At 40.6% G+C, this 18,882-nt stretch carries 15 protein-coding genes; 8 read left to right on the forward strand and 7 right to left on the reverse strand.

The window, feature by feature from the left end; all coding sequences use genetic code 11:
* From Q4534_RS01220 to Q4534_RS01230, 3 genes are read left to right on the forward strand one after another with little or no spacing between them, the layout of a single operon-like run.
* Positions 1-696, forward strand: coding sequence for a hypothetical protein (locus Q4534_RS01220; RefSeq protein ID WP_303611342.1), 696 nt, complete (start codon positions 1-3; stop codon positions 694-696).
* Entirely contained in the window at positions 680-1,279 is a 600-nt protein-coding gene (locus Q4534_RS01225) for a MotA/TolQ/ExbB proton channel family protein (protein WP_303611343.1), read from the forward strand. Before Q4534_RS01220 ends, Q4534_RS01225 begins: the two co-directional genes overlap by 17 nt.
* Positions 1,260-1,592, forward strand: a complete 333-nt coding sequence (locus tag Q4534_RS01230; RefSeq protein WP_303611344.1) for a DUF2149 domain-containing protein — start codon at positions 1,260-1,262, stop codon at positions 1,590-1,592. Before Q4534_RS01225 ends, Q4534_RS01230 begins: the two co-directional genes overlap by 20 nt.
* Before the next feature lie 194 nt (positions 1,593-1,786).
* Here Q4534_RS01230 and Q4534_RS01235 read toward each other — a convergent pair whose 3' ends face one another.
* Complete coding sequence (locus tag Q4534_RS01235; RefSeq protein WP_303611345.1) at positions 1,787-4,009, reverse strand: PQQ-binding-like beta-propeller repeat protein; 2,223 nt, start codon at positions 4,007-4,009, stop codon at positions 1,787-1,789.
* A gap of 66 nt (positions 4,010-4,075) precedes the next feature.
* Positions 4,076-5,815, reverse strand: a complete 1,740-nt coding sequence (locus tag Q4534_RS01240) for a c-type cytochrome (protein ID WP_303611346.1) — start codon at positions 5,813-5,815, stop codon at positions 4,076-4,078.
* Between the two features lie 503 nt (positions 5,816-6,318).
* On the opposite strand from Q4534_RS01240, the gene Q4534_RS01245 reads away from it, so the two are divergent.
* On the forward strand, positions 6,319-7,290 hold the full coding sequence (locus Q4534_RS01245; protein ID WP_303611347.1) for a phosphotransferase: 972 nt from the start codon (positions 6,319-6,321) through the stop codon (positions 7,288-7,290).
* Positions 7,291-8,163: a 3'(2'),5'-bisphosphate nucleotidase CysQ gene (locus Q4534_RS01250; RefSeq protein WP_303611348.1), complete on the forward strand. Its 873-nt coding sequence runs from the start codon at positions 7,291-7,293 to the stop codon at positions 8,161-8,163.
* 297 nt (positions 8,164-8,460) lie between these two features.
* On the opposite strand, the gene Q4534_RS01255 is transcribed toward Q4534_RS01250, so the two are convergent.
* The 4 genes from Q4534_RS01255 to Q4534_RS01270 are packed head-to-tail and all read right to left on the reverse strand — an operon-like array spanning position 8,461 to position 12,603.
* Positions 8,461-9,681, reverse strand: a complete 1,221-nt coding sequence (locus Q4534_RS01255; protein WP_303611349.1) for a hypothetical protein — start codon at positions 9,679-9,681, stop codon at positions 8,461-8,463.
* A 2-nt stretch (positions 9,682-9,683) separates the two neighbouring features.
* Positions 9,684-10,670 (reverse strand): HlyD family secretion protein, encoded by a 987-nt coding sequence (locus Q4534_RS01260; RefSeq protein WP_303611350.1) that lies wholly within the window; start codon positions 10,668-10,670, stop codon positions 9,684-9,686.
* Positions 10,667-11,338 carry a DUF4956 domain-containing protein gene (locus tag Q4534_RS01265; protein ID WP_303611351.1) on the reverse strand — a complete coding sequence of 224 codons (672 nt, stop codon included), beginning with the start codon at positions 11,336-11,338 and terminating at the stop codon, positions 10,667-10,669. Before Q4534_RS01265 ends, Q4534_RS01260 begins: the two co-directional genes overlap by 4 nt.
* Positions 11,339-11,349: 11 nt before the next feature.
* The gene (locus Q4534_RS01270; protein ID WP_303611352.1) at positions 11,350-12,603 is read right to left on the reverse strand and encodes a lamin tail domain-containing protein; all 1,254 of its coding nucleotides are present in this window, start codon (positions 12,601-12,603) and stop codon (positions 11,350-11,352) included.
* A gap of 388 nt (positions 12,604-12,991) precedes the next feature.
* On the opposite strand from Q4534_RS01270, the gene Q4534_RS01275 reads away from it, so the two are divergent.
* Positions 12,992-14,230: a S9 family peptidase gene (locus tag Q4534_RS01275; RefSeq protein ID WP_303611353.1), complete on the forward strand. Its 1,239-nt coding sequence runs from the start codon at positions 12,992-12,994 to the stop codon at positions 14,228-14,230.
* 1,272 nt (positions 14,231-15,502) lie between these two features.
* Here the strand turns inward: Q4534_RS01275 and Q4534_RS01280 are convergent.
* A complete protein-coding gene (locus tag Q4534_RS01280) occupies positions 15,503-16,591 on the reverse strand; it encodes a serine hydrolase (protein WP_303611354.1) in 1,089 nt (362 codons plus the stop codon).
* 272 nt (positions 16,592-16,863) lie between these two features.
* Between Q4534_RS01280 and Q4534_RS01285 the strand changes: the two genes are divergently transcribed.
* Together Q4534_RS01285 and Q4534_RS01290 are read left to right on the forward strand one after the other, a co-directional pair.
* Complete coding sequence (locus tag Q4534_RS01285; protein ID WP_303611355.1) at positions 16,864-18,006, forward strand: serine hydrolase; 1,143 nt, start codon at positions 16,864-16,866, stop codon at positions 18,004-18,006.
* A gap of 48 nt (positions 18,007-18,054) precedes the next feature.
* The gene (locus Q4534_RS01290) at positions 18,055-18,768 is read left to right on the forward strand and encodes a CPBP family intramembrane glutamic endopeptidase (protein ID WP_303611356.1); all 714 of its coding nucleotides are present in this window, start codon (positions 18,055-18,057) and stop codon (positions 18,766-18,768) included.
* The last annotated feature ends 114 nt before the right edge of the window (positions 18,769-18,882 follow it).

Raw genomic sequence — 18,882 nt, forward strand, 5'->3', positions numbered from 1 at the left:
ATGGATTTGGTCATACAATTGCTTTTTGCATTGGCTTTGTTAAGCCTACTTTTTCAGGTAAGCCAATGGGAAACTTTAGGCATAATTATCTTGGCTATTACCATAGGCTTGATAGCCTATTTCTTGCATCCATGGACAGTTGAACAGAGTAAGGAACAATTGGAAACTTGGCTAGAAGACCCAATAAAAATGCAAAATTTAGCGGTTATTCAGGTCATCGAAGCCTTGATATTTATTGGCATTGACTTGGCCTTATTGAAAAAATATTTTGGTCTGTCTGTAAATAAATACATTAAATACGGTAGTTATTTTCCGGGGCTTTTTTGGATGGCCGCAGTACTTTATTTGCAAATGATTAGCTTTTATTCTTTTTCAACCATTGATTTTGATTCACTCGCCATATACTTTTCTATGGCCTTAGTGACTTGTTTTGTCTTCATTCCTCTAGGCATAAAGAAAATCATTCCTGAGAACTACTTGAGAATGGAGCTAAGGTATACCCTAAGCTTTGGGCAAGTCCTAGGAGGTGTAGTCATCACCATATTCTGTCAGCGATTACCCTATAGACCACAACTAAATAATTTTGAATTGACCCCTTTGCTGATCGTTTTAGCCACAACTTTTTCTATGGTTCTATTTGGCTGGCTATGGTCTCAAATTAGTAAACAAATAAAATTAAATGGAAATACTAAATAAACTGTTGTATTGGATTTCTACCGGACTTATGCTGCCGGTAATCGTAGTGTTATTGTTTTTATTTCTAAAAGCTTTGGCTGCTTTGGGAAGTTTTTATGGGGATTACTTGGCCCGCTTAAAGGCCACTAAACGCTTGACACCTTTTCTTAGCGAAATAGCAAATTCCGGTTTAGGAGATAAAGTTATTCCTGCCGGGAAATTTCCATTATTCGGGTATTTACAGCAGTTGTTTGCTTCCAAAAACTCTGTGGTAAACCGAGAAAAAACTTTGGCAGATTTTGAATTGGAAATGACCAAAAAGTTGGGAACTACCAAGAGTATGTCCAAGTTGGGGCCTGTATTGGGATTGATGGGAACCCTGATCCCAATGGGTCCTGCACTTGTAGGATTGGCTTCAGGAGATATCGCTTCCATGGCAGAAAATATGCAGGTAGCTTTTTCTACCACGGTAGTAGGACTAATCGTAGGGGCGGTTGGTTATATACTCACTGAAGTGAAACAACGATGGTTTGCTAAAGATCTTTCTCAGTTAATTTATATTTCAGATTTAATCACAGAGGAGAATGAGACACAGAAAAAATAGTTTTTTAAATCAAAATTCGGACGATGATCCCATTTCCTCAGTAGCCAATCTATTTGACGTTGCTATGGTATTTGCTGTAGCACTGATGGTTGCTTTGGTTACCCGTTTCAATATGTCCGAAATATTTACTCAGGAAGATTTCACTATGGTAAAAAATCCGGGGAAGGAGAACATGGAAATAATTACCAAAAAAGGGGAGGAGATCACCCGATACAAATCCAATAAAGATACCAAAAGTGAGGGGAATAAGGGCAAAAGAGTAGGAACCGCCTATGAATTGGACAATGGAGAAATTATTTATGTGCCGGAGTGATGAGATTTTCTCCAAAAAAAACAATATTCTTTTTAATCCTACACCACATTTTCCTCAAATGTTTTGAAAGGAATTAAGATAGAGAATTGGGTGGTATTTCTGCAGAAAAAAAGCAAAAAAACCACCCAATTCATTATCTAACCTTTTGAATTAAAAAACGATTAGGACGACTACAAAGTTTTATTTTGATTTAATCAATCCGGCAATGAAAATGCCATTACCGATCCGGCTGTATTTTTTGAATTCCCACCAACGGAAAGTACGATGTACTGTTTGCCATCCACTATATAGGTACTTGGATTGGCATTGGCAAACCCGGGTAAGTCGATTTCCCAAAGCTTTTTTCCCGTATCTTTGTCAAAAGCCCGGAATTTGTTGTCCCGCGTTCCTGCTATAAAAACAAGTCCTCCTGCAGTAACTGTGGGCCCGGCTGAACCTGCTTCGCCTGTGTCCTGCGAACCTTCCTGAAGCTCAGGCTTATTGCCTAAAGGTACACTCCAGGCATATTCTCCTGAATTTAAATTAATCGCATGTAGCATGCCCCAGGGTGGATTTATACCCGGCCTTCCTTCTATATCCCTGAAATACCCATAAGCTGTAAGGTTCAGGTATCGTGGAAGACTGTCTACGGATTGGGTTTCGGGTGATGCTCCCTGATTGCTGTTGATTTCTTTTAGAAGGGATTCTTCTTGCTGAGGATGTGCTTTATTTTCGTTCTCAAAGAGAAAGGCTAAAATAGCTTCTTCCTTTGCTTTGTCTGTAATAACACTGGAAAAACTAGGCATTTTACCTCCTCCTTGCTTTATTTTGTTAAGCACATCACCTTCGCTGATTCGACCTTTTAATCCCACTAAGGAAGGATTTCCCTGCTCATCTCCATTTCGATCTCGTCCATGGCAACTGACACAATAGGTGTTATATATCGATTCTCCTTGCCTATAAACGGACAGGTTGGTGATGGCATTTTCCGGCTCTACCTTCTTCATGAGCATGATTTCCGGTGAATTATATGATCTAACATATAGCAGGCCGGTGCTGGCATCAAAAGCCGCACCACCCCAACTTGATCCTCCGCGTGAACCCGGAAACTGTAAGGTTCCTCTCACGGATGGAGGAGTAAAAAGTCCCTCATATCGATAAGAGCGAAATAATTTCACCAACGAATCCCGAGAGGAAGGCGAGTAATTGGCAAGATCTGTTTCGTCCAAATATTGTTTGGTATAGGGAGCAGGTTTTAGTGGAAAGGGCTGGGTTGGCCAGGCCTCTTCCCCGGAAACATCGGAGGCTGGTACAGGCCTTTCTTCGATTGGAAATAAAGACTCTCCGGTTTCTCGGTCCAATACATAAAGAAATCCTACTTTGGAAGTTTGGGCAACAGCATCTATTTTTTTGCCATCATGTTCTACGGTTACAAGGTTTGGTGGTGCGGACAAATCATAATCCCACAAGTCATGATGTACGGTCTGAAAATGCCAAATATATTCTCCTGTTCGGGCATTCACCGCTACTACAGAGTTACCAAACAGGTTCATGCCTTTACGGTCTGCACCATAATAATCGTAGGCAGGGGAGCCCGTGGCCATAAAAACTATCCCTCTGGAAATATCCAGACTAAATCCTCCCCAGCTGTTGGCACCACCGGCATACTTATATGCATCCTTTGGCCATGATTCATAGCCAACTTGTCCTGGTAGTGGAATGGTATGGAAAGTCCAGTTTAATTCCCCTGTATGTACATCGTATGCCCTAACATGTCCGGGTTCAGCTCCGTAGAGCTCTGAAACCTCAGTGCCCAAGATCAATAAATCTTCGAAAATAATTCCCGGTGAAGTGGGGATCACCGATATTTTATCCGGATCGCCACGCATGCCTTCGTTTAAGTTGACCCTACCTTCGTCCCCAAATGAAGGGATCGGCATTCCGGTGGATGCATCAATGGCAAAAAGTTTATCCCCACCGGTAAAAAGAATACGTTTGTCTGTTCCGTCCTCCCAATACGCTACACCTCGTTTGACTCCGCCTCCTCGCTCACCATCAAATGGATCAAAACTCCACTTTAATGTGCCGTTGACGGCATCAACTGCAAATAGACGTCCACGTGCAGAGGTGGTGTACAGCACATCATCAATAATGATAGGGTTACTTTCACTGTTTTGTGGACTGCCCCCGGAAATGCTGTCATTGGGTTCGAAAACCCATGCCAAGGCAAGTTTGGATACATTTTCCTTATTGATCTGATCAAGAGGGGAGTAGCTGCTACTTTCTAAGTCGGCTTTATAAACGCCCCAATTGGAATAGGTATCTTCTTTTTTTGAACTACAGCTTTCACACCATAATAAAAGAAGAAAAATAAGGACCAGCCTAAAAGGTAAAGGGTAACTCATTTTTTTGGGCATTGCTGCGAAGATGGTTTTCATTTTACAGTTTTCTAGCGTTGACAGCGCGTAAATTAATAAAGTTTTTGCAAACTAGAACCTAGTAATTTACTTTACCACTTTTGCCCTGATTTTAGTGACTTCACTCGGACTAATTGGACTTGCTTTGTTTCCCCACCTACTTCGAATATAAGTGGTGATGGAAGCTACCGCAAGATCATCCAGAATATTTGCATGGGGAGGCATATAGCCGTTAAAAGTTTTTCCTCGAACAGTGATCTCTCCTTGTATGCCATTTAAAATTGACTCCACGAGGATTTCAGGGTCCCCAATAACACGCTCGGATTGAGCGAGGGGAGGGAAACGGTTATTGTCCCCTTGCCCATTTCGCTGATGACAGGTAGCACAGTAGGTATTGTAAAGAATGCCTCCTTCAAGCAATGATCCTTTATCCAAATTATCCACTCCTTCAACAGGTGTTTTGATATATGTTTTATCTGCGGTTAGTTGGTCCATTTCTTTCAGTTGCTTTTCCCCAAACTCCGCTTTACTTCCTTTGTACATTACCCGCCAAATTTTGCCTTTATTGGAATCGGATATATAAAGGGATCCATCCGGACCTTCGGCCAATCCCATAGGTCTGTATAAGGCATCTCCAGTATTTTCTACTGTATCTACTCCGGCAAAACCATCAGAAAATACCTCCCAATCACCTGCAATTCCATCAGCTAAAGGAACAAAGGCGACTATAAATCCTGATTGTGGATAAGGTGAGCGATCGGTAGAGCCATGGAAGGCAATGAAAACACCCTCTTTGTAGCGTGATGGAAATTGGTCCCCTTGGTAAAATAACAGTTCCATAGGAGCCCAATGGCCAGGAAATCCAACTACAGGAAGGTCAAACTTCGCTGCCCTTCCGACTATTTTACCATCACCCCCATACCCGGGGGACAATACATTTTTGCCTTGAAGATGGTCATAATAGGCATATGGCCATCCAAAATCAGCTCCTTCGGTTATTTTTACTAATTTCTCGGAAGGAAGTACTGCTGCCTGCCAGGAAGAGTAAAGCTTTGGATAAAGGGTGTGAAAATTATCTATTCCATTGACTACTCCATAGAGTTGATCATCCAATGGACTCCAAGTCATGCCCACAATACTGCGAAGGCCGGTTGCAAATTTGACTCCATCTGATTGGACTTGGCCTTCTCGGTTGGCATCAAACTTCCATACCCCGGCATTCATCTCCCTTTCCGGACTTGGGTCCAACCCCTTTCCTTCAGGGGTCCCCGTTGGACCATATATTTCAATATCCTGCCCGGCATCAGAAGGTGATCCAAACGGAATATACATATTTCCTTTTCCATCAAAAGCTGCAGGTTTGGTTGTGTGCCAGTTACGGGCTACGTTGGGATGGTTATCGGTAAGAATAACTTCTGTCTTGCTGCTGGGGACCAGTTCTCCCGGACTTAGTTTATTTCTCAAGACCTGATTAACGGTGCTCGTGTACAAATATCCATTATAAATGGTAACTCCTACCGCAGAACCGCCAACATCTTCATAGTCTCCAAAACGGACCACTGAGTCAGCTTTTCCATCCCCATTAAGATCCCTAAGACCAATGGTACCTCCTTGTTTATCTCTGGAAAAGCGCAGTTTGGCATAAATATCTCCATTATCATTGACGGCAATATGCCGGGTAGGGCCTACACTGTCGATAACGACCAAAGCCTCAAATCCAGCCGGCAGAATCAATCCACCATTGCCTACATCGGATGCAGGTAATTCATTTTGCTTGTTTTCGCAAGAAATGCTGATTAGTAAAAAAATGAAAAGGCTATAACTCAAATATTTTTGGCAAGCGGAAAATTTCAAATAAACAAATTTGGGTAATCTGTGTAAGCTGATCATGGTCTTTTGTGAATAATTAGTGGTGTTAGCATTTTGAGCTGGTAATTTAACCTTACTGAACCTAAAAACCCGCACCAGTCTTGCAATTTTTATAGAAACTTTTACAGTAGTCGAAGTTTTTCGCCCTTACACCGGTTGGTTTCAAATTGTTAAAATGCATTGTCAACCTGAATTAGTTGTATAATTATCCGTCAATTTCAATCGATGAATTATAGTAAATAAGCATAAAATACTCATTTCCAAAAATCCCCCTTGACTCCTTAGCTTTGTGCCCGTTTGAAGAGAGATTTGGAAGATTGCTCAAATTCCATGAAGAATTCGTCTATAAGAAGAAAATTTCGGTAATTTGGATTTCAGTTTGCTTAAGCGAGAAAGTGAAAATATCCAGATTTCCATATTGGCCTACTTCAACAATATAAACCATTTCCCTAAACAATAGCATGTCTTCCATTGAATCTGAAATTCTAAATTGTACCGGTGCCAAAGCCATTCACGACACAACACAGGTGCAGACCTTATGGAGCGGTTATGGCACCATCAAGCGCTATTATTTGGAAGGAGGCAAGCACAGTTCGGTTATTGTAAAACATATTGAATTGCCGAAATCCGACAACCATCCTAGGGGCTGGAATACAGATTTGTCGCATCAAAGAAAGGTCAAATCCTATGCAATTGAAAGTAATTGGTATAAACATTATGCCTCCTTAACCAACCCAAACTGTAAAGTCCCGCAATTGTTGTATGAAGAAGCCGGCGAAAACACGCGTTTGCTAATTATGGAAGACCTCAATGCTTTGGGTTTCCCAATCCGCAGGACACCTGAGACGGTAAGCATTTTAGCGGCCAAAAACTGTTTAAGGTGGCTGGCACATTTTCATGCCGTATTTATGAAAGTTTCTCCTAAAGGACTCTGGGAAAAGGGTACTTATTGGTACTTGGATACTCGACCAGATGAATTGTCCAAAATGACCAATAAGCCCTTGCAATATGTCGCTCCGAAAATTGACCTAAAACTGAATGAAGCGAAGTTTCAGACTTTAGTTCATGGGGATGCCAAGCTGGCGAATTTCTGTTTTGGATTGGAAAATCAAGTGGCTGCAGTGGATTTTCAATATGTTGGCAAAGGTTGTGGAATAAAGGATGTGGCCTATTTTATTAGCAGTTGCTTTGAAGAAGAAGCTTGCGAACAATTTGAGGAAAAATTGCTTGACCATTACTTTAAATCACTTGAAGAAGAAATGGGTAATACAGTTGAATTTCAGGAGGTTAAAGAAGAGTGGGCCAGCCTATATAAGTTCGCTTGGGCTGACCTTTACCGTTTCCTAGATGGCTGGAGTACAGGGCATTGGAAGATGCATGGATACAGCGAAAAACTCACACAAGCAGTAATAGAAGAACTAGAAAGTGAATAAATGCTCGAAAAAACCGTTTTAGATAAGCTTTGCCTGCAAGCCATTGAGGCAAGTATTGCTGCAGGAAAATTGATACAATCTCAAGTTGATGCAACATATCATCGACAAAAAAAAGAAGGTGGGCATTCTCTGGCTTCACAGGTAGTGACTCAAGTAGATTTTAAGGCACAGGCCATAATTTTAAAGCATTTGGCTTCAAGCGTAAATCAGTATGACTTGGGTTTGCTTACAGAGGAAGCAGCAGATGACCAATCCCGTTTAGAGAAGGATTATTTTTGGTGCATTGATCCTCTCGATGGCACTTTACCTTTTACCGAGCAACGTCCCGGATATGCGGTTTCTATCGCTCTTATCTCCAAATCCGGGGACACTGTCATCGGGGTCGTATATGTTCCTGATGAGGATTTGTGTTACAGTGCCATCAAAGGGCAGGGGCTATATTTGAATGGGGAGTCTTTGCTTTCAAGGCCTTCAGCAGACATTTCTTTACACGTTTATATGGACAGAAGCATGCAAGGCGAAAACTATTTTAATGATTTAGGAACTTACCTGAAACAATGGGCTGATTCGCAAAATTACGGGGAAGTGGTATATCATTTTGGTTATGGTGCGGTCCGTAATGCTTTATCTGTTTTTACCCATAGGCATTCCTGTTATTTTAAATTTCCAAAAACGAAAAAAGGAGGGGGTAGCATATGGGATTTTGCAGCCACTCGATTAATTTTTGAGGAGTTGAATTTACCGGTTAGTAATTATAAGGGTGATAAATTACATTTGAATTCTCCTGAAACCACATTTATGCACCTTCAGGGAGTGGTTTATGCCAGTAAGCGAGAACTTGCTAACCATTTAAAGCGTTTCAAAATTTCCTGATAAAAAATATTCAATTTATAAGATTGATTTAGGCTACTATTGTTATCAAATTTACCTAATCAATATTACCTTTCTTCGTCTGGGATCCAATCAAATACATACGTTTCATTGTATTCAACATCAAATTTCCTTAAAAAATCAAGATATTCTTCTTTGAATGATTTCTTAGTATGATGCTCTTTTTGGTTCTGGATATATGCAACCACTTGATTCAATGATGAATGATTGACTCTTAAAGCGTAGTCATATCTTTGGACCATTTTGTATAATAGGGAGGAGTTAAACCGGTTAATCCAACTAATTCACTTCTTGGCTCAGGTAGTTTTTAAAAGGAGCCTGCTGAAGCATTTCTGCATACGCCAAATACTCTATATAGGCCAAGTAGATTTCTTTTTTGAGCCTGGCAGCTACTGTTTTGGACTTGATTATGCTTCGCTTCAATTGGATCATGACCACAGGATTGCTACTTTCCATTTCTTGTAGGCTTCTTGCCAAGGCATCTACATCCATAATTTCTAGTTGTTCCTCCAACTTCCTGTAGCGTACTATAAATTGCTTGATTTTTTGTGAAGCCAGATTAAATCCAGACTGTTGCAGGACATTGGCTTCTTCCAACTCGCCCTCTGCTTCGATCATTTCCAATTTTCTTTTGGTGATTTTGTTTTTATTGGGATTGAAAATAGGGATGGTTACTCCCAATCCTATACTCCAGGGACTTCTATCTTGCTCAATTCGGTATTGCTCATATTTGGCCTGTAAATATCCCATGTCAATATTGGTTTTCTCCAATGCCATTTCGGATTTTGCCAAGTCTATCTTCTTCTCTCGGTAGGCAATTTCTCCTCCTCCGGTATTGATTTCTCCCAAAGCAGTAATCATTTGTAATTTATCCACAGAAATTAAATCATCCATGGACCAGGAAATGGTTTGATTTTGAGCAAGAGGATACAATTTAGCGATGGTATTTCGTAACTTATCTTCCTCAAAATACAAGTCTTCCAATGAAACGCCTTTTTCTATCTGTTCTATTTTCAATTCTGCATATTCATTGGCATCAAAGAAACTTGAAAACTGTTGGGCTTCTAGCATACTAATCAAGGCAGCAGATAGTTTCTGGTCTTCCTCTTTTAATATCCTCTGCTCTTGTAAATAAACCCACTCAATAATCGTTTCATATCGAATTTTCAACATATTCTTTAGTTCCCGTTGACGGTCCAGACTAAGCAGTTCTTGATAGGTTTGATAATATTGATTATTTCGTTTGACTTCCCATGGATTGGAGGGTTTTACTCGTAAGGCATATTCTTGACGGCCGCCATCTAATTGGTTACTTTCTGTCCGCAATTCCAGTTCTTTGACTGGGGCCAAGCTGTAGGGGGAAGCACTTAGGTAGCTGTCCTGCTCATCAAAAGAACGGATCATAGGATCTTCCAATACGGCTGTTAAAAATGACTCCATAGACACCTGAGCTTGTGATAAGGTGGGCAAAATTAAGCATAACAATAATAGACCTTTCATGTTTATCTGATCAAAACCTTTTCTCCGTTGAAGAAGGTATTTTCTCCCGGAATCTCTATAAATACCTGTTGCCCAAATGCTTTTATGGCAGTGGATTTTTGTAATATTTCCGGAAGTTCGCTCACAGAACCATAGCCAATAACTTTGCCGGCGATTAGGTTTCTTTGTTGATCATAAGAGGCCACATTAACTTCTTTGCCAACGCCAAAAGTACTGGCTTTTTTCCCCACTAAATAAGCTACCACCGTAGTTGGGTGAAGGGGGTTGATTTCTAGTAAAGGGGTATAAGCATCCACCTGTTCACCCGGTTTCACGTACACTTTTTCTACCACTCCAGAAGCTGTAGCATATTTATTTAATTTATCTTTTTCTGTTTGAAGGATCTTAAGTTCACTTTCCATCAGTTGGATTTGATTTTGCAGGATATGCTGGTCGGCTTCACTTTCTTGTAGCAGATCTTCAATTTGTATGGCTTGAGCTTCCAAATGTTTTTCCTTCTGTATCTTTAATGAATTCAACTTCCTGGTCATAGGGGCATTGGTCCCAACTGTTTCTTCGGTAATAAACTGCTTAGTAAGAGCCTCATTCATTTGCATTTCACTTTCCAGTTCCATAAGCTTTTCATCCAGCTCTTCTATATCAATGCCATTTTCAGCCTTGATATAGGCTATTTTAGCATTGGTTAGTTTGGCTTTTTCACGTAATTCAGCTTCTGCCATGGCAATACGGTTGGAAAGCCTTGCAATGTCTACTTCTAGTTCCTCACTGCTCAGTTCCACTAACAGTTGCCCGGCTTCTACTTCCATTCCGGGCACCACATTGACTGATCTGACCAATGCGGTTTTTTCAGTTTTTACTTTATATTCCGTAGTTTCTGCAATACCAATGGAAGCTTCTCCACTTCCTTTAAAATATTTGGCACTGATATACAACATGCTAACCAGCATGCAAACAATAAATACATAAAACCAATTTGTCTTTTTCATCATCTATTTATAGTTTCATTGGAAGCTAATTTTAATTGAATGACCCCTTCCACTTTTTGAATGGCCTTTATAAGATCATCTGTATTTATGTTTTTTTTCAGGGTCACTGCATATTGATATCGAAATTGCTTGTCAGCATTTTGAAGTATGGACAACTCTCTATACTCCATACAATAAGTATCCAGTAGATTGGTGATTTGCCTGATCCCATTGCCATCCTCCAACAAAAATGTAAGTTGGTTGTTGTGTGTAAAACTCCTAAAAGGAGATGCATGAAGCATAAAGGCTATCAAACAGAAGATAATCGTACCTACAAAAGATATGGTGTATCCATATACTCCAATGGCCAGGCCTGTACTTAATGCCGCAAAAAGAAACAAAACATCTCGTGGATCATCTACCCGGGTTCGAAATCGAATAATAGCCATGGCCCCGAAAACTCCCAATCCACGAGCCAGACTATCTCCTATAGCCATCATTACCAATGAGGTAACAACAGCCCCCAACACCAGCGATTGAAAAAAATTGTTGGGATAATACGTGCCTATAAAGGTTAACCTATGGGTTATTGCGATTAAAGAGGATAGGATAAAAGCCCATATAAACCCGTAGGTAATATTTACCAACTGTGGGTATTCATATACTGGCTGGTCCGGAAATAATTCAAACATATTTGCGCTTTTTAGTCGTTGGATTGTCCTGGTGTAGGTGATTCAAAAGCACTCCATGTTTCCCCTCCATCTGAAGTCCTGCCAAAAGATATATCTTCGCTTTGCTCATCAAATGTATAAGTATCAATGGTCCTTCCGTCAGTATAGAACAAACCAATAGCTTCACCATCTGAGCTCAGACTAAAATCAAGATGTAAACTTCCCTGATCAGTGGACCCGTCAGCCCAAAGTAGTAAATAACCTCCTGCAGGAATAGTAGTGGCATCAGGATCATCTGTAGGTAATTGGTACAAAAATGGATCTTCAGCATCATCTGCCATATACATTCCTCCAATATCTACCGCTGTGGTACCGGCATTGAATATTTCTATCCAATCATCAAACTCTTCCTCTCCGCTATCTGTGTCAGCACAGCAATTCCCATTACTGGCCATAAACTCATTGATAAACAGCTGTGGCAATGGATCAGTATTAATAATATAAGATGCTGTATTTTCCGGTGCACTTGAAGGTTTATAAGAAGAGCTTCCATCAGTTCCGATCACCTCTACATAATAGGATACAACACCCTCTGTAGACATGGCAGGGATGGTACCTACATAGGAATTACCACTTTCATAGGTCATTTCTACTTTAGAAAAAGCACCATCATCAAACTGGTAATAAAGATTCATTTCTGCCACTGCAGCGGTGGAAATTAATTCTGCACTTACTTCCACGCTTTCATCGAGTCCGGGAACCAAAGGGTCACGATCGATTGAGTTAATGGCAGGAGTACTACCATCTCCATTGGAAGCAGCCTGAGATACCGTTCCGGTTATTGCCCAATCTCCTGATCCATCAGGAAACCTTGCATAAGACTGCTCCTCATCCAAATCAGGAAACTCCACCTGGTCAAGGACTGTTCCGGAGGCATTTTCCAAAACAACCAATTCACCGGAGGAGGAGAGCTTAAAATTGGTGTTTAGTCCTGTGTTTAAATCATTACATAGGAAAACCAAAAATCCTTTGGCAACGATGCTTGTTCCGGTTGGAACAGTATATTCATTGCCTTCATCCGATAAAGTATAGCCTCCAAGGTCCACACTTGTTTCCTGTGGATTATACAGCTCAATCCAATCTTCACCGGATGCATATATTTCATTGATATAAATTTCATCAGCCTCAGTACTGGGCAGTATTTCTTCGTCTTCAGTGCAGGCCAAAGACAATAGTGAAATGGTTAAGAAATATTTGATGCGATTAAGGTTTTTAATCGTTAGCATGGGATACAGATTTAGTTTGTTTTGTTTTACTTTGGAGTTTTAGACGCCAAAATCAAACCTACCCCTCGCTATAAATCAAAAAAACATAAAGTTTTTAAAGAAAAAGAATCCCTATAACCCTATAAAATTCAGGTTTACAGCCAAATAAGGCACATTCAAAAAATACTTGAAGTTGGGGGGATGGTTTTTTGGAAAGGATGGGAGGATTAATTGTTAATTATTAATTGTTAATTGTTAATGAATAATTGTTAATTATTTAATGACAAACCATAGCATTTAGCCTTTCGATTATATACTGCAAAAAAATAGTTCAATTAGCATTTTAACAATTAATGATTTCAGCCAAATTATGCTTATTTTGGAGCATATTATTCCAAAAATCATGAACATGAAAAAACCCATTATAATCGGATTAACCCTATTCTTATTGCAGGGGCTTGTAATGGCCCAAACGGGACTTTCCCTGCCTCCAGCGCTTAAAGGTGAAATACCTTGGGACCTATCAACCTTATCTCAAGCTCCGGACTTTGAATGGTTAAACCAATCGGACTCTGTTTGGTCTTTGCGCTATACGGGTGAGGAATATGAAGGAAAGGTGACGGAAGTATTCGCCTACTATGCTAGTCCGGCTACAATTGGGGCGGAGAATGTAGGATCTGGGGACTTTCCCGGAATTGTACTGGTACACGGTGGGGGAGGAACCGCCTTTCAAATTTGGGTAAAGGAATGGGCAGAAAGAGGATATGCAGCCATCGCCATGGATCTTGGTGGTGATCAACCATTACCTACAGCCGAACAAGAAAATCCTTGGGGCTCCAAACGAACCCGTATGGAAAACGGTGGTCCCAAGCAGGATGATGTGCACAAATTTTTCAGGTTAGGTGAGGCTTTTACTGAACAATGGCAATTCCATTCTGTATCCAATATTATCCGCGCACATTCCCTTATTAGATCATTTGAGGAAGTGAATCCGGATCAAACAGCCATTACAGGCATAAGTTGGGGCGGCTACCTGACCAATTTAACAGCAGGCGTTGATCAGCGCTTTGCTGCGGCAGTGCCTGTATATGGCTGTGGCTTTTTACAAGAAGGCAGTGCCTGGGACAAACAGTTTGATTCCCTTGGACTTGCTAAAACCCAACGGTGGGTAAAACTTTGGGATCCTTCCAGTTACGTGGGAAATGCAACAGCTGATATGCTGTTTGTAAATGGCACCAATGATTTTGCTTATTTCGTTGAAAACTGGCAAAAAACAGCCAACCTGGCCAAGGATGCGCAATTTACGTTAATACCGGAAATGAAGCATAGTCATCTGCACGGCGCTGCCCCTGAGGAAATTTACCGGTTTATCAGTACTCAGTTGGAAGATAAATCCTTATTTGTTAGTTCAATTAAATTGAAAGAAAAAGGGGGGGAAGTGAAGTATTCTATTTCACATGCTTCTAATGAAATTTATATGGCTTATACCAGTGATGAAAAGCGAAGTCCGGAAAGAGAATGGAAATTGATTCCACTCGATAAAGCAAAAGGCAAGGTTACTGTGCCAACAGATGCCAAACTTTGGTATATCTATTGGGTTGATGATTCGGGCAATCGCCGAAGCAGTGAGGTGCAGGGCTGGGAGTAGCTTTTAGTAAACCCCTCATATAAAATAAGGTTTGACAGCCTTGATTTTTTTGGCTCGTTTTCTCAACAAGTACTCCCTGAACACCTTAGCGGATCAATTAAGTTTGATTGGATTAATTTAATAACCGTCAACCTGAATATTACAATAAGTTAGATGGAATTGGGCTAACTTTATTGGAAGGTGAAAATTTTGCTACTGTTCGGTAAAAGATCTTTTGACCTCTTCATTTCTTTTCCCCTGAGTTACTCGGCTTCAGGGCAGGCTTAGATAAAAAGAAACGAAGCAAAGAAAAATCAAGCCAGCAGAAATCTCCTACCCGCAAGGCCGGTCGCCGCCTCGTTCTCTGGCAGGCCACCGCTCTTTTTGCAATAGTGATGCTTTAATAATCCTGGTACTGGAAAGTGTACGAATGTTTAAGGGTATACCTATATTGTAATTTCTATTAATTTTCACATAACTTTCCGCCTTGCAGGTTTTGGCGTTAAGAAATTCGGGCAGCGCGTTGGCAAAGGCATAGGTATGTTTGACGAAGGGCCTGAAAGCATACTTAAATTACACGAATTTGTTTTGCCCTGAGGAGTTTGCCTATGTGCGGGCGGAGTCCGGATTTTAGCCAAAAAATGCCCAGCGGCGGTTTTTTTTGATTACTTTTTTGAACTGTAGCAAAAAAGTAATGAAGTTAAAATAAAAAATATCCGCTTCAACCCAGTCACCGCTTTACAACCAGGCATTTGTAAAGAATTAGTAAATAATAAGCTTTAAGTTCTGATCAATAGAGGTAGCTTTAGCGGCTTCCTTTCTTTTCCCCTGAGTTACTCGGCTTCAGGGCAGGCCCTGATTCACTTAGGTGTTCAGGGAAGACTTGCTAAAAAGAAACGAAGCAAAGATAAATCAAGCCAGCAGAAATCTCCTGCCAGCAAGGCCGGTCGCCGCCTCGTTCTCTGGCAGACCCCCGCACTACTCTAGATAGTGATGCTTTAATGACTATGATATTGGAAAGTTTAGGACCTTTTAACCTGGAAACAAAGCCTATGAGGAAAAATATCCATATTCTTCTTACCATGCATATTGCGAAATGGAGAAGAATACGAAATTGGATAAAGCCGAAGTTTTAGCGTGGTTTGGAGGAAACAAGGGCTTTTTGGATTTTCATCGGGTTAACTTAAAAAACCATAAAGAGGTAAACGAGAATTTATTTTTGGAGTAAAATGAAAGAGCTTACTTAGAGTAACCTCTTTCATTTTCTCAAGAAATCCTATTACATCTTGCAAGTTAAAATTCATTTTTTATAATGGTTTCCATGATTTGGTAGCGCTCTTCACTTTTATCTTGTTCGTTGCTGAGCAGGATGATCAATCCTTCTGACTCCGGTAGCAATACCAAAAGGCTGGTAAAACCGTCGATATCTCCTCCATGATGGTAGATAACCTGTTCATTGATTTTTAGGGTAAAAAATCCGGCTCCGGGTACATTGATATCGTTTTGGGCTAGTGGCGGAGCAAATATTAATTCCTTTTCACTTTCAGTGAAAAAATTGGAAAGCAGTGCTTTTCCCCATTTTTCAAGGTCTTCAATATTGCTTTCTATCTCACCTGCACTGTAGGCAATCTGCATTTGATAAGTACCTACTTCCTGCCCATTGTCATAGCCTTTGGCCCTTCCTTCTCCACTTATGGTATCAGGGCCTTTGCCCGTATGGTTTAGATTAAGTGGCATATAAATATTTTGGTTCAAATACTCCTGGTAAGACAGGCCTGTAAGTTCTTCTATAAGTAGGCCCAGAATCAAATAGTTGGAGTTGGAGTAAGCGAAGAATTCACCGGGGGAAAAGTCCAAGCCATCCTCTTCAATGGATTCAATGATAATATCAAAAATTTCCTCTGTATCAAAGTGGTAATTGTTTGTTTCAGCATAGTCTTCAACCGGTCCCACATAATCTGGAATACCGGACTGATGATTCATCAGATGTTGGATGGTAATTTGGTCTCCATAAGGGAAATCCGGTGCAAAATCACTTAAAGGTTGATCTAAGTTATTGATATATCCCTCTCTTTTGAGCTTGACCACCGCCCCGGCAGTAAAGGATTTGGTAATGGAACCAATGCGATAGATAAGCTCGGGATCATTTGGAGTATTATTGGCTTGGTCCGCCATACCAAATCCCTTTCTTAACAAAACTTCATTTTCTTTACTGACCAATACACTTCCCGTAAATCCTATTTCTTCCAAGTAAGCTTCCGCAGTATCATATTCAGAATTAGCATCCGTAGCAGGGTTGCCATCTTCCTCAATACAAGAAGCTAAACTTATTAAGAAGGCCATCGCCAGCATTACCTTTAATTTTCCCATTAGTGTTGTCATTATTTATTTTTTTAGATTTTAAGATGATCCAAAATTAGCGGGCAGGGGTATAGCGATCGTCTCAGATTGTATTTTGGGACCCGCTTATGAAATTCAGGACTACTTCATGGCTTTTATGGAGACAGGAAGGTTTTGAAAGCCCTCAACAAGCATTTTAGCTATTAACCTCGAATTTTAAGGTAGAAGAAGTCCGAAATTTCACCGAAAGAGAAATTTAGAACGATATTTCCTCCCCTTGAAGAGACCTTTGTAGCGTACAAAATCAAAAGAAAATGAAAAAGTTAGCGACATTACTTATTTGCATGACAAGTACCATAGTATTGCTTGCCCAAGAAAATCAGGACAAAGTGATTCAAAAAATTGATCGATTATTGGAAAAGGAATTGAAAAAGAAAAATGTGCACAATGTTTTCCTCTCCCTTTATTCCCCTACAGATGATTTTGAATGGCATGTAGCCAAAGGGGCATTCAAGGATGGGAGGGAAGTGAGCACCCAAAACCCATTTTATACTGCCAGCATAGGCAAGACCTTTACGGCAACTGCCATCGGGATACTGGTAGATCAGGGAAAAATTAGCTTTGAAGATCCAATTGCGAAATATTTATCTCCTGAGTTAATGGAAGGATTGCATAATATGGAAGGAGTAGATTATGGGGATTCGATCAGGATTTCGCATTTGCTGCAACATACCTCCGGCATTCCCGATTATCTTGAGGAACCCATAGACGGTTCACCGGGGATGCTTGATTTAATACTAACCGAACCCGACCGATTCTGGGAACCGGAAGAATTAGTATCTTTTTCAAAGGATCATTTCAAACCTACTTTTGCTCCGGGCACTGACTATTATTACACCGATACGGAATATGTTTTATTGGGTTTGATCATTGAAAACATTGGTGAAATGGAGCTTCAAGAATTTTTCCTTACGCATATTTTTACACCACTGAAGATGGATCATACCTACCTCAACTTAAGGCCTAAACCCATTCATCCTACCAGACAGATGGCTGAAATGTATGCCGGCACACACGAAATAAGCATGATTGAAAGTTTAAGTGCAGATTGGGCCGGTGGCGCCATCGTTTCTACAGGAAAAGATTTGATCCGTTTTCAGATAGCTCTTAGAGAAGGAAATTTACTCTCCACTGAAACCTTTAAGGAAATGCAAAAGTGGGTCAAAGAAACCAAAGGTATGTCCTATGGCTATGGTCTACGGAAAATCTCCTTTAAGCAACTCTTTCCCATCTTACCCGATTGGGAGGTCATCGGACACTCAGGAATGAATGGTACATCGATGTATTATTGTCCGGATCTGGATATGTATTTGGTGGGAACCCTCAATCAATTGGAGGCTTCAAAAGATGCGGTAATGCTGATGGTAAAAGTATTAATGGAATGCAAAAAACGCTAGTCCCCTCAATAGCAAAGACCTATTTGTGAAAATCAACACCTCAGATCTATGAAATACGCAAAAAACTATTGGTTATTGCTTCAAACCATCTTGGCCACTATGGCCTTACCAAGCATTGCTTTTCATCTTCGAGGGATTAAATTATCGGATCAATTTTCCCCGATTATCAACCAGCAGCTAAGCTATCAATTGGTGACACTGCTGTTAGCTGCGGCGATGCTGGTGGTCCTTAATTATTCAAGGAAAGAAGTGTTCAAAACCTATTTCCGTAAAGGAGATGCTAATAAAAGATTTCTACCGGCCCCTTATTTAGGGATCAGGCCAAAACCAAATGAAACCTGGAAAAAAGCCGGCATTGAATGGGCCCTGGTTATTTCCTTGGTAACTGTAATTGTGATCTATTTGCAGCTTTTCGGGGAGGAGTCAAACCCTTCATTAGCAAAATTAGCAGCAGTGTTTCCTTTGGCCGTATTGGCAGCCTTGGTGAATTCATTTGTGGAAGAAAGCATCTGTAGAATAGGAGTAATTGTGGCCTTAAAAGGAGTCTATGATGATGGAAAAATTGCCATTGTCTCTGGATTGCTGTTTGGTTCGGTGCACTATTTTGGAACCCCTGGAGGTTTTACAGGAGCCATTGTCTCGGGATTTCTAGGTTGGTTTTTGGCCAAGTCCATACTAGAGACCAAAGGCATCTTTTGGGCCTGGCTGATTCACTTTTTACAGGATATCATCATAATCACGGCATTGTTTGCCATTGGATAAGGTCAGGATCAAAGCAAAATTTGAAAAGTACTGAAATACACCAAAGGGTTCAGAATTTCATATCAGGACGATTGACCTTGTTTTCCTACCCATTTTTGTTCTGCCAATAGGGAC

The sequence above is a fragment of the Cyclobacterium sp. 1_MG-2023 genome, from assembly GCF_030546805.1.
Taxonomy (GTDB): Bacteria; Bacteroidota; Bacteroidia; order Cytophagales; family Cyclobacteriaceae; genus Cyclobacterium.

Coding starts and splice junctions, on each gene's coding strand:
- Q4534_RS01220 (WP_303611342.1), top strand. CDS start 1: ATGGATTTGGTCATACAATTGCTTTTTGCATTGGCTTTGTTAAGCCTA.
- Q4534_RS01225 (WP_303611343.1), top strand. CDS start 680: ATGGAAATACTAAATAAACTGTTGTATTGGATTTCTACCGGACTTATG.
- Q4534_RS01230 (WP_303611344.1), top strand. CDS start 1,260: ATGAGACACAGAAAAAATAGTTTTTTAAATCAAAATTCGGACGATGAT.
- Q4534_RS01235 (WP_303611345.1), bottom strand. CDS start 4,009: ATGAAAACCATCTTCGCAGCAATGCCCAAAAAAATGAGTTACCCTTTA.
- Q4534_RS01245 (WP_303611347.1), top strand. CDS start 6,319: ATGTCTTCCATTGAATCTGAAATTCTAAATTGTACCGGTGCCAAAGCC.
- Q4534_RS01250 (WP_303611348.1), top strand. CDS start 7,291: ATGCTCGAAAAAACCGTTTTAGATAAGCTTTGCCTGCAAGCCATTGAG.
- Q4534_RS01255 (WP_303611349.1), bottom strand. CDS start 9,681: ATGAAAGGTCTATTATTGTTATGCTTAATTTTGCCCACCTTATCACAA.
- Q4534_RS01260 (WP_303611350.1), bottom strand. CDS start 10,670: ATGATGAAAAAGACAAATTGGTTTTATGTATTTATTGTTTGCATGCTG.
- Q4534_RS01265 (WP_303611351.1), bottom strand. CDS start 11,338: ATGTTTGAATTATTTCCGGACCAGCCAGTATATGAATACCCACAGTTG.
- Q4534_RS01270 (WP_303611352.1), bottom strand. CDS start 12,603: ATGCTAACGATTAAAAACCTTAATCGCATCAAATATTTCTTAACCATT.
- Q4534_RS01275 (WP_303611353.1), top strand. CDS start 12,992: ATGAAAAAACCCATTATAATCGGATTAACCCTATTCTTATTGCAGGGG.
- Q4534_RS01280 (WP_303611354.1), bottom strand. CDS start 16,591: ATGACAACACTAATGGGAAAATTAAAGGTAATGCTGGCGATGGCCTTC.
- Q4534_RS01285 (WP_303611355.1), top strand. CDS start 16,864: ATGAAAAAGTTAGCGACATTACTTATTTGCATGACAAGTACCATAGTA.
- Q4534_RS01290 (WP_303611356.1), top strand. CDS start 18,055: ATGAAATACGCAAAAAACTATTGGTTATTGCTTCAAACCATCTTGGCC.